The 17,404-nt window shown below is 36.4% G+C and carries 15 protein-coding genes; 7 read left to right on the top strand and 8 right to left on the bottom strand.

What is annotated here, in order from left to right; genetic code table 11:
- Positions 1-44: 44 nt before the first annotated feature.
- Positions 45-716 (top strand): GTP cyclohydrolase I FolE, encoded by a 672-nt coding sequence (gene folE, locus C8C84_RS11590; RefSeq protein ID WP_121313800.1) that lies wholly within the window; start codon positions 45-47, stop codon positions 714-716.
- A 52-nt stretch (positions 717-768) separates the two neighbouring features.
- Here the strand turns inward: folE and C8C84_RS11585 are convergent, their stop codons facing one another.
- The 7 genes from C8C84_RS11585 to C8C84_RS11555 all read right to left on the bottom strand — a co-directional run bounded on the left by C8C84_RS11585 (position 769) and on the right by C8C84_RS11555 (position 8,142).
- A complete protein-coding gene (locus C8C84_RS11585; protein ID WP_121313799.1) occupies positions 769-1,089 on the bottom strand; it encodes a DUF6787 family protein in 321 nt (106 codons plus the stop codon).
- Between the two features lie 27 nt (positions 1,090-1,116).
- Positions 1,117-1,542 (bottom strand): DUF6146 family protein, encoded by a 426-nt coding sequence (locus C8C84_RS11580; RefSeq protein WP_121313798.1) that lies wholly within the window; start codon positions 1,540-1,542, stop codon positions 1,117-1,119.
- A gap of 124 nt (positions 1,543-1,666) precedes the next feature.
- The gene (locus C8C84_RS11575) at positions 1,667-3,187 is read right to left on the bottom strand and encodes a DUF4394 domain-containing protein (protein WP_121313797.1); all 1,521 of its coding nucleotides are present in this window, start codon (positions 3,185-3,187) and stop codon (positions 1,667-1,669) included.
- A 127-nt stretch (positions 3,188-3,314) separates the two neighbouring features.
- Positions 3,315-4,277, bottom strand: a complete 963-nt coding sequence (locus C8C84_RS11570) for a D-2-hydroxyacid dehydrogenase (protein WP_121313796.1) — start codon at positions 4,275-4,277, stop codon at positions 3,315-3,317.
- Positions 4,278-4,402: 125 nt separating this feature from the next.
- Entirely contained in the window at positions 4,403-5,500 is a 1,098-nt protein-coding gene (gene serC / locus C8C84_RS11565; protein WP_121313795.1) for a 3-phosphoserine/phosphohydroxythreonine transaminase, read from the bottom strand.
- A 142-nt stretch (positions 5,501-5,642) separates the two neighbouring features.
- The gene (locus C8C84_RS11560; RefSeq protein ID WP_121313794.1) at positions 5,643-7,052 is read right to left on the bottom strand and encodes a T9SS type A sorting domain-containing protein; all 1,410 of its coding nucleotides are present in this window, start codon (positions 7,050-7,052) and stop codon (positions 5,643-5,645) included.
- Positions 7,053-7,083: 31 nt separating this feature from the next.
- Positions 7,084-8,142, bottom strand: a complete 1,059-nt coding sequence (locus C8C84_RS11555) for an acyl-CoA reductase (RefSeq protein WP_121313793.1) — start codon at positions 8,140-8,142, stop codon at positions 7,084-7,086.
- Between the two features lie 153 nt (positions 8,143-8,295).
- Between C8C84_RS11555 and C8C84_RS11550 the strand changes: the two genes are divergently transcribed.
- Positions 8,296-8,646 carry a 4Fe-4S dicluster domain-containing protein gene (locus C8C84_RS11550; protein WP_121313792.1) on the top strand — a complete coding sequence of 117 codons (351 nt, stop codon included), beginning with the start codon at positions 8,296-8,298 and terminating at the stop codon, positions 8,644-8,646.
- A gap of 101 nt (positions 8,647-8,747) precedes the next feature.
- Here C8C84_RS11550 and C8C84_RS11545 read toward each other — a convergent pair whose 3' ends face one another.
- Complete coding sequence (locus C8C84_RS11545; RefSeq protein WP_121315052.1) at positions 8,748-9,284, bottom strand: hypothetical protein; 537 nt, start codon at positions 9,282-9,284, stop codon at positions 8,748-8,750.
- 281 nt (positions 9,285-9,565) lie between these two features.
- Between C8C84_RS11545 and C8C84_RS11540 the strand changes: the two genes are divergently transcribed.
- The 5 genes from C8C84_RS11540 (at position 9,566) to C8C84_RS11520 (ending at position 17,376) form a co-directional block, all read left to right on the top strand.
- The gene (locus tag C8C84_RS11540) at positions 9,566-10,732 is read left to right on the top strand and encodes a hypothetical protein (RefSeq protein ID WP_121313791.1); all 1,167 of its coding nucleotides are present in this window, start codon (positions 9,566-9,568) and stop codon (positions 10,730-10,732) included.
- Between the two features lie 83 nt (positions 10,733-10,815).
- Entirely contained in the window at positions 10,816-11,910 is a 1,095-nt protein-coding gene (gene ychF / locus C8C84_RS11535) for a redox-regulated ATPase YchF (RefSeq protein WP_121313790.1), read from the top strand.
- 294 nt (positions 11,911-12,204) lie between these two features.
- Positions 12,205-14,058, top strand: coding sequence for a DNA topoisomerase IV subunit B (locus tag C8C84_RS11530; RefSeq protein ID WP_121313789.1), 1,854 nt, complete (start codon positions 12,205-12,207; stop codon positions 14,056-14,058).
- Positions 14,059-14,175: 117 nt separating this feature from the next.
- A complete protein-coding gene (locus tag C8C84_RS11525; RefSeq protein WP_121313788.1) occupies positions 14,176-14,550 on the top strand; it encodes a GxxExxY protein in 375 nt (124 codons plus the stop codon).
- Between the two features lie 108 nt (positions 14,551-14,658).
- Positions 14,659-17,376: a DNA gyrase/topoisomerase IV subunit A gene (locus tag C8C84_RS11520; protein WP_121313787.1), complete on the top strand. Its 2,718-nt coding sequence runs from the start codon at positions 14,659-14,661 to the stop codon at positions 17,374-17,376.
- Positions 17,377-17,404: the final 28 nt, after the last annotated feature.

Below are 17,404 nucleotides of genomic sequence, written 5' to 3'. Positions count from 1 at the left end.
TAATTATTTATTACATTTGTTAAACAAAAAAATAATTAATTCTTATGAACACACCCATTGAAAAAGAATTATTTGAATTGATAGGTGACAATCATCAAATGACTTCTGCGGAGACGCCTTTGCGTCCTGACGCCTTTATCAAGACAGATAAACAAAAGATGGACAACATCGAAAAGCATTTCCATAGCATTATGGAAGAAATGGGTTTAGATATGACCGATGACAGCTTGAAAGGAACGCCACATCGTGTTGCAAAAATGTTTATTCAAGAAATATTTTCCGGTTTAAATCCTGCGAATAAACCAAAGATTTCGGTTTTTGACAATTCGTATCAATATGATAAAATGTTGGTTGAAGCGGATATTAGTTTTAATTCTACTTGTGAACATCACTTTCTGCCTATTATAGGCAAAACTCACATTGGCTATGTTTCCAGCGGAAAAGTGATTGGTTTATCAAAGCTTAACAGAATTGTAGACTATTATTCGCGGAGACCGCAAGTTCAAGAGCGTCTCATTATGCAGATTTTTAATGAATTGAAAAAAGTTTTAGAAACGGATAGCGTTATGGTAGTAATGGAAGCCAAACATCTTTGTGTGTCAAGTAGAGGAATTCAGGATGAAAGCAGTTATACTTCAACCATTCAGTACGGAGGAATATTTAAAGATAAAGAAAACAGAAATGATTTTTTCAATTTGATCAAAAAAGACAAATAGAATTTTAGTAAATTTAAGTTGAGTATTTTGGTGAAAAGTCCTGGGTATTAATTTACTCGGGATTTTTTTTATTGGGAAATAAAAAGCCCAATCCCATACTTTTCAACATCTTCTTTTCAAAGGCCCAAAAAAAAGTAAACTGCCCAAAAATAAACCCGAAACTAACCAACAAAACCTGATAAATGGGGAAGATGAGGATGAGGTATAACGGATAGTAAAGCCAATTGGAAACGTCTCCTTTTACAATACCGAATAATTCTAAAACAGGCTTGGAAAGTAAGGCTGAACTTGAACCCGTAACGGCAAATACCACAAGGATGACAAAGACTTGCCAATTTGATTTGATATTCCAGCGTTCTTTAAAACTTGCCATAAACTAATTTTCTACAAATATAACAGTTTATGGAAAAGGAACAATACCGCCCAATCGCTGATTGTAGGTGACTTGAAAATAAACAAAATAGTTAAAAATTAAATAATTCACTTCATAGCCATAACGGATAGATGGATCGTAGTCAATTCTCGTGTCGTATAAATTATTATAACGTTGTGGTTGTAAAGCTCTGGAGTTCCATTCGTTAACATATACTTGATTTTTATTTTCTAGATAACTCTCAGAATAATAACCTCTAGGTCTGGCTCTACTTGCAATCCAAGAACTAAAACCGGGATCAATGATGATGACTTCATATTCAAGTTCTTCATTGGCAATTTTAACCGTATCGGAAACTTTTGATGTTGTATCCGAGGCAACCACTGCGTTTTTGGAACTGTGGCACCCAACAATAATCAACAAAATAAGCAAAAGTGATACTAAAGTTTTCATCGCTCAAATTTTTAATAAATTTACGTAAAATCGCTTGAATTCAGTCTTTTCAATATGTTAAAAAACCTTGTCACAGCTTAGACTGCAACAAGGTTTCTTACTAACCCAAATATTAAACAATTAATTAAAAACCTAAACCTAGTGCCATCGCTGTAGCTTGTATGTTAAAATCTGCTCCTTTTGTGGCTGCTCCGGTTGTTAAATTGATTGCGTACACTGAAGTTACACCATTTACTTTTAAAAGTGCAAAAGCAGTATTGCTACTTCCTCCAATGTCAAATCCGTTTTCTGCTTCAACATTAAAACCTAAAGCGCCAACAGCAACTAATGTTCCGTTATTTGGCGGATTTTGAAGATATAACATATCAGTAGAAGCGTCAATAACAAATAAGGAAGTAGTGGTAGATCCTCCAAAACTGTTGGTGTAAGCCGCTGCATTTACAGAAGGAGTTCCCGGATTTAGACTGCCATCTGTAAAAACAACTGTTCCTAAATCTGGATGTAATCTAAGGTTTTGTCCTGTATTGCTAACCAATCTGATTCGGTCAACTGTAGGATTGAAATCAAATCCAAACGAAGTACCCGAAAGCGAAGGCGTTAAGGTAGAACCAACTTGTGTCAACTGACCATTAGCAGTATTAACAGTCATAAGTCTACTCTGACTGGTAACAGCATATAGTGTTCCTGTAGCAGGTCTGAAATCTAATCCAATTACAGTTTCTCCACCGGAAAGTCCGGCAAATGCTACCGAATTCATTGTTGGATTCGTTGGGTTAAATCGGTAAAGCATATTGTCTGAACTGGCTGCAAAGGCAACTGGATTGGTTTTGAAAGCCAAACTGACAACCGGCAAACCAAAGGTTCCAACATCAACCGCTTTTCCTGTGGTTAAATCGATAGTGTATAATTTTGATACACTATTGTTGTTGGTCACAGCCAAAGCTTGTGAATTGTCTGCAAGGATATCAAAATCGCCTTGTCCTTCAAAATCAATAGTTAAATCGCCTACAAGCTGTAAACCTCCATCGTTTGGCGGACTTTGGATATACAATTTATCTTCTCCAAAGTCAACATCATACAAAGTGGTTGTACTGGCTCCAGCCATACTATTGGTATAAGCAACAGCACCAATTCTTGTATTGGCATTGCCGACAATAGAAATGTCAGTAGCGGCAACTGTACCAAGTTCGGGATGTAAACGTAAATTTTGTCCTGATTCTGTGACCAATCTGATTCTGTCCACTGTTGGATTAAAATCTAATGAAACATTAGCACCGGAAACAGCTGGTGTAAATGAAGCATTGCCTAAAGCCGTAGCTGCACCGGATTCTTCATTGATAAAATACAGTCTGCTTGACGAACCCAATGCATACAATTGTCCGGTTGCCGGTCTGTAGTCAATGCTTACGATTTGTTCACTACCGGCTAATCCTGTGATTGGCGTAGTGGAAATAGGAGAGGTTAAATTTCTGGCATTGTACTTAACAATAACATTGTTATTTGTCAATACAGTAAAATTAACATTTGGAGCTTCTACAGTTGTATTATTGTTGTCATCATCATCACTACAAGATACGGTAGTTACAGCCAAAGAAGTCATTAATAAAAATGCCGCGATTCTAAATTTGATTTTGTAATTTTTCATAATAAAAATGTTTTTTGTTTTCCTCATTTACGAGAACAAATTAATCTTGGTTTTTATTATGACATTTTTTTAAGGATATACAAAAAAGCCACACTTTTCAGTGTGGCTCAAAATATATTTTCACGTCTTAAACTTTCTCCGATTTCAACAAACTGATAATTTGTTCTGCTAATTCAGTCCCGATTCGGTCTTGTGCTTCTAAAGTCGCAGCACCAATATGTGGTGTCAACGAAATTTTCGTGTGCATCAGGATTTGAATTTCCGGAGTTGGTTCGTTTTCAAAAACATCTAAACCGGCAAACAATACTTTATCCGAATCTAAAGCTTCTACCAAAGCCACTTCGTCAATTACTCCACCGCGAGCGCAGTTTACAATACCAACGCCTTCTTTCATCAATTCAAATTCGGATTTGCCAATAACATAACCATCTTGCGCCGGAACGTGAAGCGTAATAAAATCGGAATGTTTGATCACATCTTCTAAAGGTTCGGTTTCAAATTCTACATTGATAAACTGACCATTGTAAAAATCTACTTTTACTTCCGCTTTGTCAACATATTTATCGGCAGCAATGACTTTCATGCCTAAACCAAGCGCCATTTTGGCGACAGCCTGACCAATTCTTCCAAAACCAATAATCCCTAAAGTTTTGCCACGCAATTCAATTCCGTTAGCATACGCTTTTTTCAAACCGTCAAAGTTGGTATCACCTTCTAAAGGCATGTTTCTGTTCGAATCATGTAAAAATCTCACGCCCGTAAACAAATGCGCAAACACCAATTCGGCCACACTTTCCGAAGAAGAAGCCGGCGTGTTGATTACATGAACCCCTTTACTGCGAGCATAATCTACATCAATATTGTCCATACCAACACCGCCGCGACCAATGATTTTCAATCCCGGACATGCATCAATAATATCTTTTCTAACTTTCGTAGCACTGCGCACCAAAACCACCGAAATGTTATTGGCGTTGACATAATTGGCTACTTGCTCTTGCGCTACTTTGGTTGTGATCACTTCAAAACCACCTTTTTCTAAAGCTTGAATGCCGCTTTTTGAAATTCCGTCGTTGGCTAATACTTTCATTGTTTATAATTTGTAATTTTTTAGGAGCTCGTGTCCCGCTTTTCGCAGTATCTTTTTTTTTGTCACCTCGAGCGCAGTCGAGAGGCTTTCCCTCAAAAAAAAAAGGATACTTGCTGCAATCGGGGCTATTTTTCTGCTAATTGCGACTGATTGCTGTAAACCGTTTCCAATTCCTTCATCACATCAACTAAAACTTGAACGCTTTCTAACGATAACGCATTGTACATAGAAGCGCGGTAGCCGCCAACAGAACGATGTCCCGGTAAACCTGAGATTCCGGCTGCTTTCCACATTTTGTCAAACGTTTCTTGATGTTCAGGATTGACCAAAAGGAAAGTCGCATTCATAAAACTTCTGTCCGCTGGATTTGCAGTTCCAATGAACAACGGATTTCTGTCGATTTCTGTGTAGAGTAAATTGGCTTTCGCTTCATTAATTTTTTCAATCGCTGCAATACCGCCTTGTTTTTTTAGCCATTGTAAAGTCAACAGACAAGTGTAAACCGCAAAAACGGCAGGCGTATTGTACATGCTTTCGGCTTTAATATGTTTCTCATAATCCAAAATACTCGGGATCGTTCTGCCTGATTTACCCAAGATTTCTTCTTTTACCACAACCAATGTTGCACCGGCTGCGCCCATATTTTTCTGAGCACCGGCATAAATTAAGTCAAACTGTGTAAAATCTAAAGTGCGTGAAAAAATATCCGAACTCATATCACAAACCACCGGAATATCGGTTTTTGGGAATGACTTCATTTGCGTCCCAAAAATGGTATTGTTACTCGTGCAATGGAAATAACTCGCATCAGCAGGAATGGTATAATCGGTTGGAATATGATTGTAATTGTCTTCTTTGGAAGAACCAACGACAACTGTTTCTCCAAATAATTTAGCTTCTTTAATCGCATTGTTCGCCCAAGTTCCGGTATCTAAATAAGCGGCTTTGCCATCGACTTTCATTAAGTTATAAGGTACCATTAAGAATTCCAAACTCGCGCCACCTTGCAAAAACAATGCTTGGTAGCCTTTGCCTTCCAAACCTAAAAGCTCTAAAACCAAAGCTCTTACTTCATCCATTACGGCTACAAAATCTTTGCTGCGGTGTGACATTTCCAATAAGGACAAGCCCGAGTTGTTGAAATTTAAAACCGCTTGAGCAGATTTTTCAAAAACTTCTTGTGGAAGAATACACGGTCCGGCGCTGTAATTGTGTTTTTTCATGATGGATTTTCAAAAAAATTATAGTGCAAATTACGGAAATAGGGCTAAAATATGCCGTTAGAATTCCGCAATAATAAGCCTATGTTATTAACGAAAACGTTTTAGTTTATAACAATTATTGACAATAATTTAAAATAGCAGTTTAAATCTTTACAATTCTTTTACAAGTGTAAGAACCGTTGGCCATAGTTACTTTTAAAAGATATACTCCATTTTGGAATTCTTTGAAAGAAATTGGACTTTGCAAATAATTAATTGTTTTCATCAGCTTTCCATCTAACTGATAAATACCTATAGTACTTATGTTTTCCGCTAAATTGCTAGTCAAATGAACTAGGTGGGAAGTTGGATTAGGGTATGCTTTTAAGTCATTCAATGTGTTTTCGTTAATTCCTAAAGTTACATCAAAAGTGTAAGCACGTCCACTAAAAGCCGAAGGCAATTGCTCTGTAGGAGCACCAATTACTACAATATCATCCGTAATAGCAATTTGAGTACCAAAAGCATCTTCTTGTTCAAATGGGCCTTCTCCATAAATTAGTTCTTGGAAAGTCCAGTTGTCATTTATTTTTCTATACACTGACACAGGAGTTTTGGAAGTATAGAGCAACGCATGGAAATTAAGACTAACAAACATAATATCATTTTTAACCTTAAAATTTGTGGCCATTTTTTCATTGTAATTTAATGGCGTGATTGTAGTGTTTAAACTCCAGTTGTTCGCAATATCGTCGTAGACATATATACTGGAAGCCATAGCGTTGAATGGTAAAATAAAAAGCTGATTGTTATCCAAATCAAAATCACTTATAGATTCGTTGATTGGATTGACTGGAGTAATTGAGGATGAAAAGTTCCAAGTGTTTGCATTGTAGTGATACGTATGCAAATAGGCTGTCCCAAAACTTGAAGCTGAAGCCACTACAAGTTTACTGTCAGAAACTCTCATTTTAATTCCAAATTGATAACTCCCACTAATTGTTATTTTTTGTGAATAAATCCAGCTGGCACCATCGAAATGATATACGTATACAGCACCACTATTGGTAGAAGTTGGTTGTCCGATAGGTTCATTATTAATTGCACTTACAAAAAGTTGGTTTCCAATAACTTTAACATCAGAACCAAAGTAATCATCCGCCACACCATCAAAGGCAGTTATCTTTTGAAAAAACATCCAATCGCCATCCACTTTTCTATACATATAAACAGCTCCGGCATTCGATGCTACTTGATCATTTAATCTCGAGCTGGCTGCAATGAAGTCATTGTTTATGGATATATTATCACCAAAACTGTCATAAGGAGCGACGTCATAAGGAGTGAAGAAAGTCTCTTGGCTAATTATGTTGCCATTTTTTTCAAAGACAAAAAACCTTCTTTGAGAAATATCTAATGGGTAGTTAGCAGAAACTACTATTTCATTGCCAAAAGCATCAAGAGAACTTGTAAAGCTACTTGAAGGAATATCCGCTGTGAAAGGAGTTAAAACTATCTGAGCAAAAATTACTTGGACCAATAATAGCAAAAAGCAAAAGATAATTTTTTTCATAACCTACAAGTTTAGATAGTAAATGTAGGAATTAAATTGTCGATAAAAAAGTTAAAGTATCGATATTGTCAGCATAATCCCAAAGTTCCGGTTGTTGGGTTTTACCAAACGGAATCGAATTGGGAATCAGATTATTAGAAACAACACATTGAATTTGATCCGCATCGTTTTCCAATTGCTTTTTAATGTCTTCCAAGTTTTCATAGTATTCATAAAACACTGAGGAAATAGGCGAGGCGTAACTGGTATCTTCTTTTAAAGTTAAGAATTCATTGTCCAATAACTTAAAGTTACTCATTAAGAAAACGGCTTTGTTGTAGTCGTAATTGTTAGAATATTTTTCATAAAATATTACGTCTTTGTATTCATAAATCGCCTGAAAAAAAGGTTGGAAGTCGTATTCTTTTGGGACAAATAATTTGGACACATTTCTGCATCCTAAACCAAAGTAGCGGAAAATATCTTCTCCTAAATTCATTAAATCTTCTTGGGTTTCATTTCCGGTTAGAAGTGCGACTGAGTTTCTGTTTTTACGAATAATACTCGGCTTATCTTTGAAGTAAAATTCAAAATAACGAGCGGTGTTGTTGCTTCCGGTAGCGATTACGGCATCAAAGTTTTCCAACTTGCCATCGGTAAATGTGATGTAATTTTCTATTTCAGCATTGACTGCGACAAGATATTTAGCTAAAAACTTGATTAAATGTTGGTCATTGGAAGAAGTTTTCACTAAAACTTTATGACCCGAAATTAATACGGAAAGAAAATCGTGAAATCCAACCAGCGGAATATTTCCGGCTAGAATTAATCCAACAGTTTTTGGCTGTACTTTCGAGAAATCGTATTTAGACAACCATTGTTTTAAATTGTCTTCTTGCAAAGCTTTAGCCCATGATTGAACTGAATGATAAACTTGTTCCGGGGTAAACCAACCATTGTGTGATTGCGACAACTGGATCAAATCTACAAATCTATCGAAGAATAAATCGTTATGAAGAACCGCTTCATTTTTATGGTTTTGTTCCAAAGAGAATTGGCTTAAAAACTTCCCTAATTCAATAAAACATTTTTTTTTCTCGATTTGTAACATCAGTAGCTTGTTTATGAATGGTTTTGATTGTAATTTTGCGCAAAAATAAGGTTTTTTGGCTTTAAGCAATACGCTTTAAGCATTAAGCACTTAATAATACTTTAATTAATAAAAGCTTATAGCATTTTGCTTACAGCATAAAGCATATAAAATATGGCTATCATAATAACTGACGAATGTATCAACTGTGGTGCATGTGAACCGGAATGTCCTAATACTGCTATTTACGAAGGTGCTGATGATTGGCGTTATAAAGACGGAACCAAATTAAAAGGTAAAGTCATTTTACCTGATGGAACCGAAGTTGACTCTGATGCAGCGCAAACTCCAATTTCTGACGATATCTATTATATAGTGCCTGGAAAATGTACCGAATGTAAAGGTTTCCACGAAGAACCACAATGTGCGGCAGTTTGTCCGGTGGATTGTTGTATTCCTGATGACAATCATGTGGAAAGTGAAGAAACGTTGCTCAACCGACAATCTTTTTTACACAACGAATAATAAAAAAAACCTCAAGTTATTGAGGTTTTTTTTATTCCGTGAAATCTCAAAAAAAAGCCCAAGCATTTAGCCCGGGCTTCCCTAACAAAACATGAATTATATTAAGGCTTCACAACAATATATTTTTCAAGAACTACTGTGTCTGTTTTTTCGTCGTAGGTTTCTACCACTAGGTTTCCTTCGGTATCGAAATAACCAACAGAGAGTTTGTCCTTGTTTTTAAAAATATAATTGTTATTGGAAGTTCTTCTTAAAATCGTTTTTTCATTGGCATCAGGCAACGTCATTGTATAACCGCTATTGTCAATAGCAACCTGATATTTTTGTCCGTTGTAAGTGTAATATGCTGAACGGTCAACATCAACAAATTTAGTCACACCATCGACAGAAACTTGTGTTTTAGTAGTAACATCAACTTGGCTCGGTTTCGTTGGAATATTTAAGGTGTTGTTTTTTTCTTGTTCTAATTTAATTTTCTGTGTTTCTTTAGTTTCTTCAGTTTTTACAATTTTTTTCACACCATCAGAATCTTTTACAGTTGTGGTGGTGGTTTTAACTTCGGATTTTTTATTTGTGTTTTGCGCTTGGCTATTAATAGATAATAACAAAGCTAGTATACTTATTACTATAGCTTTCATAATCATTTGTTTTATTGGTTTGTACATTACAAATTTAATTCTTAACGAGTTCTTTTGTGTTACATAATTCTTTCTAAATGTTATAGGATAATCATAAAATCAGTGTTGAAAATTATAATCTGTTTTTTTATGAGGTTAAAGTGGTTTATCGGATACAATGTGATTACGTCAAACTTTTTTAACAATCTCAATAAATTTATTTTTAATTATTTAACCATCACGATGGTGTATTATCAATTTAAAATGAAATTTTACTAAATTTGTTCAAACCTAGTCTAAGGATGAAGCAACTTTACCTGCTGTTTTTATTAGCTTTTAGTGTTTCAATATACGCTCAATCTGTTGAGAAGACATTGATATTGAAAGACGCTTTAACCAATCTTCCTATTGAGGACGTTACGGTTTACATTATAAAAACCAAACAGACTTTATTGAGTAATGCTGAAGGAAAGGTGGCTTTTGTTCTAAATGGTTCCTCAAATATTCAGGTTACGCATTCTTCTTATGCAAAAGTAACAGTGCGTTCATCGGCTTTACTGAAGACTGATAATACGATTTACTTGAAAAGCAATGTCAATGATTTGGATGAAATTATTGTCACCAAACAACATCCGCAAAAAATATTGAAAAGTATAGTTGCAAATTCAGTCAAAAAACTTACGGTTCCGGCGCGATTAAAAGTCTATTCCAGAGAGTTTTTCAAAATGGATGGCAATTATGCTTATTACAATGATGGTTTGATGAATTTCCAATTATTCGGCAAAGAAAAAAACTTTAAAAGCAATATTTTAGTAGAACAAAACAGGTCATATGGTTTGGTATTTGACCAAATTAACTCTGATGTCTTAGGGTACAATCTCAACGACATCATGCAGAATTATTACAATTTCAAATATTTGAATCCAATATTGGATGCTGTCGCCAAAAAGAAATTTGACTTTATCATCAAAGGCTATTCTGCCAATCAAGATTACAATGTGATGTTAGTAACGCCATTGGATAATAATGACGATTTAAGCGATGACTTTAGAATCATTTACGACTGGAAAAAGAAAATTATCATTGAAGTAAGCACCGTTATCTCTCCAACAACTATTGCAAATGTTAAAGAGAGAAAAGCGGTTGGTTCCAAGAATATTTACAAATCTTTATTTAAAACGATTTACAGATTAGATGGTGAAAATTATTATTTAATTAGTTCTAAAGAAGAGATTGGTTTTGAGCGAATTGACAAAAATAAAACTACCGATATTGAAGTCCGAAATTACTTTGTAACCACCAATTTCAGCAACCAAAATTACAGCTTCAAAGAAAGCGAAGTCTTTAAAGACAAAACACTTTACAACAAGAAAAATACCATTCTTTCCACTTATTGGGATATCTCGGGATTAACTTCAACCGAAGAAGAGCAAGCCATCATCAATCAATTGCAAGACAGAGCAAATTAACTTCAAATTTTTGCTTTTTCATCCACTTTGTTACTTGGTTTTATTACGCTATATTTGCACACTTTTTATAATAAAACATTGATATGAAAGCAGGAATTGTAGGATTGCCAAACGTAGGGAAATCAACTTTATTTAATTGTTTATCAAATGCCAAAGCACAAAGCGCGAATTTTCCGTTTTGTACTATTGAGCCAAACATAGGCGTTGTAAACGTTCCTGATCCAAGAATCAACAAATTAGAAGAATTGGTAAAACCGGAACGAGTTCAAATGGCTACCGTTGATATCGTTGACATCGCCGGATTGGTAAAAGGAGCAAGTAAAGGCGAAGGTTTGGGAAATCAATTTTTGGCCAACATCAGAGAATGTAACGCTATCATACACGTTTTGCGTTGTTTTGACAATGATAATATTATCCACGTTGATGGCAATGTGAATCCTATTCGCGACAAAGAAACCATCGATATCGAATTGCAGTTAAAAGACTTAGAAACTGTTGAAAAACGTTTGGAAAAAGTCAACCGCGCTGCCAAAACCGGAAACAAAGAAGGCCAAGTTGAAAAAGCGTTCTTAGACAGAATCCGCGAAGCTTTATTGCAAGCCAAATCAGCAAGAACAGTAATTCCTCAAAATGCCGACGAAGAAGCGTTGATGGAAGATTTCCAATTAATCACCACAAAACCGGTTCTTTATGTTTGTAATGTTGACGAAGAATCAGCGGCTACAGGCAATAAATATGTTGATTTAGTTCGTGAATTGGTTAAAGACGAAAATGCTGAAGTAATCGTTTTAGCCGTTGGAACAGAAGCTGATATCACCGAATTAGAGACGTATGAAGAACGTCAAATGTTCTTGGAAGATTTAGGTTTAAAGGAACCGGGTTCCGCGGTTTTAATTCGGGCTGCTTATAAATTATTGAAACAACAAACCTATTTCACTGCCGGCGTTAAAGAAGTTCGTGCTTGGACAATCAACATAGGCGATACGGCACCAAAAGCAGCCGGAGTAATTCACACCGATTTTGAAAAAGGGTTTATCCGTGCCGAAGTGATTTCGTATGAAGACTATGTGCTTTATGGTTCAGAAGCCAAAGCCAAAGAAGCCGGAAAATTCAAAGTAGAAGGTAAGGAATACATCGTAAAAGATGGTGATGTAATGCATTTCCGTTTTAATGTGTAGTTAGTCATTAGGCATAAGCCAAAAGGCAATAGGAAAAAGCCGAAAGTTAGTACTTTCGGTTTTTTTTTTTGACACTAAATGTTATTTCTAGAATGAGGAAAATCATCTAATTCAACAACTTTAAACTATTGTCTTTTGTCTTATGCCTATTGCCTCATTTTGTCAATATCATTCTTAATAACTTTGATAAATATCATTTCAAAAATCACCCTAATTCCACTATATTAGCAGACCCGAGGTTGTTGCAAAAGGCAACGACCGAATTGAACGCAGTTAAAATCGTTAGTTTTTAAAATGTCAGAACAAAATCAATATACCGAAGACAATATCCGTTCGCTCGACTGGAAAGAACACATCCGAATGCGTCCCGGAATGTACATCGGGAAACTCGGTGACGGTTCTTCACCCGATGATGGTATTTACATATTGCTCAAAGAAACCATCGACAACTGTATCGATGAATTCGTCATGGGTGCCGGAAAAGTCATTGAAGTGACGATCAAAGACAAATTGGTTACCGTACGCGATTACGGTCGTGGTATTCCGTTAGGGAAAGTCGTTGATGTGGTTTCCAAAATGAATACCGGAGGAAAATACGACTCCAAAGCGTTTAAGAAATCTGTTGGTTTGAATGGAGTAGGTACCAAAGCCGTCAATGCTTTGTCCAATTATTTCCGTGTGGAATCGGTTCGGGACAACCAACAAAAAGCCGCCGAATTCTCCGCCGGAAATTTAACCCTTGAAGAGGACTTAGTAGAATCGACCAAACGAAGAGGAACCAAAGTGTCTTTCGTAGCCGATGAAACCATTTTCAAAAACTATAAATACCGAAATGAGTATGTTATCAAGATGCTCAAAAACTACTGTTATTTAAATCGTGGATTAACGATTTATTACAACGGTGAAAAATACCTTTCCGAATACGGATTAAAGGATTTACTCGAAGAAACCATTTCGGAGGAAGACATGCAATATCCTGTAATTCATTTGGAAGGTGATGATATTGAAATTGCTTTAACACACAGTAAATCACAATACTCAGAAGAATACCATTCGTTTGTCAATGGTCAGAATACAACCCAAGGTGGAACGCATTTAGGTGCTTTCCGCGAAGCAATTGTCAAAACCATCAAAGAGTTTTACAACAAACCTTTTGAAGCGTCTGACATTCGTAAATCGATTGTTTCTGCTATTGCGGTAAAAGTCGAAGAACCGGTTTTTGAATCACAAACGAAAACCAAATTAGGCTCAACCGATATTGGTCCGAAAGGTCCATCAGTGCGTACTTTTGTTAACGATTTCATCAAAACCAAACTCGATAACTTTTTACACAAAAACCCTGAAGTAGCCGATTTACTATTGCGCAAAATTCTTCAAGCCGAACGCGAGCGTAAAGAATTATCGGGTATTAGAAAATTAGCCAAAGACAGAGCCAAAAAAGCGAGTCTGCACAATAAAAAACTACGCGATTGTCGCGTGCACTTAACCGATGCCAAAAACCCAAGAAGTTTAGAAAGCACGCTTTTCATTACGGAAGGTGATTCGGCTTCCGGTTCGATTACCAAAAGTCGGGATGTGAATACCCAAGCCGTATTTAGTTTGCGTGGTAAGCCATTGAATTCTTATGGCATGACCAAAAAAATTGTTTACGAAAACGAAGAGTTCAATTTGCTTCAAGCGGCTTTAGACATCGAAGAAGACATGGGTGATTTGCGGTACAACAATATCGTAATTGCCACCGATGCCGATGTTGACGGGATGCACATTCGTTTGTTGTTGATTACTTTCTTTTTGCAATTCTTTCCTGAGCTAATTAAAGACGGCCATTTGTATATTTTGCAAACGCCTTTATTCCGCGTGCGAAACAAAAAGGAAACCATCTATTGTTACAGCGAACAAGAGCGAATTGATGCTATTGAAAAACTAAAACCAAAACCTGAAATCACCCGATTCAAAGGATTAGGGGAAATTTCACCCGATGAGTTCAAACATTTTATTGGCGAAAGCATTCGACTTGATCCGGTGATGTTAGACAAATCCACATCGATTGAAACCTTACTCGAATTCTATATGGGGAAAAATACACCGGACAGACAGGTTTTTATTATCAATAATTTGAAAGTGGAATTGGATGTGGTGGAGAAGTAGGTTTTTGGTGCACGAAGTATCACAATGTAAAGCACAAAGTCACACAAAGAAATTTTAAAAACATTGAGAGACTTTGTGATTGACTTTGAGTAACATAGTGTAACAGTTAAATTTATTATGAACGAAGAAAACGAAATTAGTCGAATTATATTGGATTGCGCTTATAAAGTCCATACTAAATTAGGTTCTGGTTTGTTGGAAAAAGTTTATAGAGAATGTTTAGCTTATGAATTGATGAAACATGGATTAGAGGTTAAACAAGAACAACCTTTTCCCGTTATTTATGAAGATATAAAAATGGATTGCGGATACCGAGTTGATTTAATTGTAAACAATAAAGTGATCGTTGAATTAAAAGTTGTTGAGGATTTTACAATTGAACACACTGCTCAATGTCTAACTTACATGCGTCTTTCAGAATGTAAGTTAGGTTTACTTTTAAATTTTTATAAAAAGTCATTAAAAGACGGAATAAAAAGATTGATATTATGAAGTTAGTAACACAAAGTTCCACTATGTAAAGCACAAAGTTTCCCAAAGAAATTTTTAAACATTGTGAAACACTGTGAAAACTTTGAGTAACATAGTGCTACAAAAAATATGAAAGACGAAGAAGAAGACGATATCATCCCAAACGAAGACGAGATCAACGACGAGTTGAACGAATCGACAAGCGATGACGCAATGGAAGAAGGCTTTGAAGACATTAAATCTTCGGGCAACCATTTCTACGAAAACGACGAAAACCCGGAAGACACCATTACCAAAGTTACAGGCATGTACAAAGATTGGTTTTTGGATTATGCTTCCTATGTAATTCTCGAACGTGCGGTTCCTGCGATTGAAGACGGATTCAAACCGGTGCAACGCCGTATTATGCATTCCATGAAAGAGTTGGATGATGGTCGTTATAACAAAGTGGCGAACATCGTTGGACATACCATGCAGTATCATCCACACGGTGATGCAAGTATTGGTGATGCGATGGTGCAAATAGGGCAAAAGGATTTGATTATCGACATGCAAGGAAACTGGGGAAATATTCTAACCGGCGATAGTGCTGCGGCTTCGCGTTATATTGAAGCGCGTATTTCTAAGTTTGGCCACGATGTGTTGTATTCTCCCAAAATCACCCAATGGGGAATGTCATACGATGGTCGACGTGCCGAACCGATTAATCTTCCGGTAAAGTTTCCGTTGTTGTTAGCGCAAGGTGCCGAAGGAATTGCCGTAGGTTTATCGACTAAAGTTTTACCACATAACTTTAACGAACTGATAGATGCTTCGATTAAAATATTAAAGAACAAACCATTTACTTTATTTCCTGATTTCCCAACCGCAGGTATTGCTGATGTTTCCAATTACAATGATGGTTTGCGTGGCGGACGAGTGCGTGTGCGTGCCAAAATTGGTCAGCTCGACAAACAAACGTTGGTGATTACCCAAATTCCATTTTCAACCAATACGTCAACGCTGATTGATAGTATTTTGAAAGCCAATGAAAAAGGGAAAATCAAAGTCAAAAAAATAGAAGACAATACCGCTGCCGAAGTAGAGATTTTAATCCATCTTCCGCCGGGCGTTTCTCCGGATAAAACCATTGATGCACTTTACGCATTTACCGCTTGTGAAACTTCTGTAGCGCCATTAGGTTGTGTAATTGAAAACCACAAACCGTTGTTCATCGGTGTTTCGGATATGTTGAAGATTTCGACACACCGAACGGTTGATTTGCTCAAACGCGAATTGGAAATTCAGTTAGACGAATTAGAAAACAAATGGCATTTCTCAACGTTGGAGAAAATTTTCATCCGAGAAGAAATGTACATCGACTTCAAATTGTACTCCGACAGAGAATCGCTTTACGTTTATATGTATGACCGATTTAAGCCTTTCTTGAAATCGTTTGTTAGAGAAATCAATGATGACGATTTGCAAAAATTGACGCAAATTCCAATGATTCGTATCACGCGTTTCGACTCGGACAAAGCCGATGATGCGATTGCGAAGTTGGAAGCTGAAATGGAAGAAGTAAAACACCATTTAGACCATATCATTGACTATACGGTGGATTTCTTTCAAAAGCTCAAAGACAAATACGGCAAAGGTCGAGAACGTCTAACCGAGTTGAGAAGTTTTGATACGATTGAAGCGACGAAAGTGGTTTTAAGAAATACCAAACTTTACGTCAACAAAGAAGAAGGTTTCTTTGGAACCGGTTTAAAGAAAGACGAATACGTAGCTGATTGCTCTGACATTGATGATGTGATTGTCTTCTTGCGTGACGGAAAAATGATGATTGCCAAAGTAGACGACAAAAAGTTCGTTGGCAAAGACATTATCCATATTGCGGTTTTCGATAAAAATGACAAACGCACGATTTACAATATGATGTACCGCGATGGTAAAAACGGCTCAACGTTTATCAAGCGTTTCAATGTTTCGGGCGTTACTCGTGATAAATTCTATGATTTGACTCAGGAAAAAGCCGGAAGTCAAGTATTGTATTTTTCTGCGAATCCGAATGGTGAAGCAGAAACGGTGACGATTTTATTGCGCCAAATAGGTAGCGTCAAAAAACTCAAATGGGATGTCGATTTCTCTGATATTGCCATCAAAGGAAGAGCTTCGCGTGGTAATACCGTGACCAAATATCCAATTAAGAAAATTGAACTCAAAGAAAAAGGCATTTCGACTTTGCGTCCGCGTAAAGTGTGGTTTGACGATACGGTTCAAAGATTGAATGTCGATGGAAGAGGTGAGTTGTTGGGTGAATTCAGACCCAATGACCGTTTGCTCATTATCAACCAATCGGGGAAATTGAAAACGATTGTTCCTGAGTTGACCACGCATTTTGAGGAAGATATGATTGTCTTAGAAAAATGGCATCCGAAGAAACCAATTTCAACCATTTATTATGATGGAGAAAAGGAACGTTATTTCGTGAAACGCTTTTTAGTAGAAAACGAAAACAAAGAAGAAATCTTTATCACTGAACACGAAAAATCCCAATTAGAAATCGTTTCAACCGATTGGCGACCAATGGCGGAAATTGTTTTTGCCAAAGTCAAAGGTGTGCAAAAAGATACAATTACTGTTGATTTAGAACAATTTATTTCAGTGAAAGGGATTAAGGCGATTGGTAACCAATTGACCACAGACAAACTAAAACAAGTCAATTTATTAGAACCATTACCATTCGAGGAACCGGAAGAAATCCAACCGGAAGATGTTGAAGTAACCGGAGAAGATAATGTTTCGGATGATATCCAAACAGAAACGGACGATGACGGACAGATTACATTGTCATTAGAATAATTAAACCTGACAGGTTTTAAAAACTTGT

Source organism: Flavobacterium sp. 102 (assembly GCF_003634615.1).
GTDB lineage: Bacteria > Bacteroidota > Bacteroidia > Flavobacteriales > Flavobacteriaceae > Flavobacterium.
Note: the sequence above shows the minus strand (reverse complement) of the source record. Positions and strands in the feature narration are given on the sequence as shown.

Bases quoted from the DNA above. Each gene is read 5' to 3' on its own strand.
- C8C84_RS11580 (WP_121313798.1), bottom strand. From the start codon at position 1,542: ATGAAAACTTTAGTATCACTTTTGCTTATTTTGTTGATTATTGTTGGG.
- folE (WP_121313800.1), top strand. From the start codon at position 45: ATGAACACACCCATTGAAAAAGAATTATTTGAATTGATAGGTGACAAT.
- C8C84_RS11540 (WP_121313791.1), top strand. From the start codon at position 9,566: ATGAAGCAACTTTACCTGCTGTTTTTATTAGCTTTTAGTGTTTCAATA.
- C8C84_RS11560 (WP_121313794.1), bottom strand. From the start codon at position 7,052: ATGAAAAAAATTATCTTTTGCTTTTTGCTATTATTGGTCCAAGTAATT.
- C8C84_RS11545 (WP_121315052.1), bottom strand. From the start codon at position 9,284: ATGAAAGCTATAGTAATAAGTATACTAGCTTTGTTATTATCTATTAAT.
- ychF (WP_121313790.1), top strand. From the start codon at position 10,816: ATGAAAGCAGGAATTGTAGGATTGCCAAACGTAGGGAAATCAACTTTA.
- C8C84_RS11575 (WP_121313797.1), bottom strand. From the start codon at position 3,187: ATGAAAAATTACAAAATCAAATTTAGAATCGCGGCATTTTTATTAATG.
- C8C84_RS11570 (WP_121313796.1), bottom strand. From the start codon at position 4,277: ATGAAAGTATTAGCCAACGACGGAATTTCAAAAAGCGGCATTCAAGCT.
- C8C84_RS11530 (WP_121313789.1), top strand. From the start codon at position 12,205: ATGTCAGAACAAAATCAATATACCGAAGACAATATCCGTTCGCTCGAC.
- C8C84_RS11550 (WP_121313792.1), top strand. From the start codon at position 8,296: ATGGCTATCATAATAACTGACGAATGTATCAACTGTGGTGCATGTGAA.
- serC (WP_121313795.1), bottom strand. From the start codon at position 5,500: ATGAAAAAACACAATTACAGCGCCGGACCGTGTATTCTTCCACAAGAA.
- C8C84_RS11520 (WP_121313787.1), top strand. From the start codon at position 14,659: ATGAAAGACGAAGAAGAAGACGATATCATCCCAAACGAAGACGAGATC.
- C8C84_RS11585 (WP_121313799.1), bottom strand. From the start codon at position 1,089: ATGGCAAGTTTTAAAGAACGCTGGAATATCAAATCAAATTGGCAAGTC.
- C8C84_RS11555 (WP_121313793.1), bottom strand. From the start codon at position 8,142: ATGTTACAAATCGAGAAAAAAAAATGTTTTATTGAATTAGGGAAGTTT.
- C8C84_RS11525 (WP_121313788.1), top strand. From the start codon at position 14,176: ATGAACGAAGAAAACGAAATTAGTCGAATTATATTGGATTGCGCTTAT.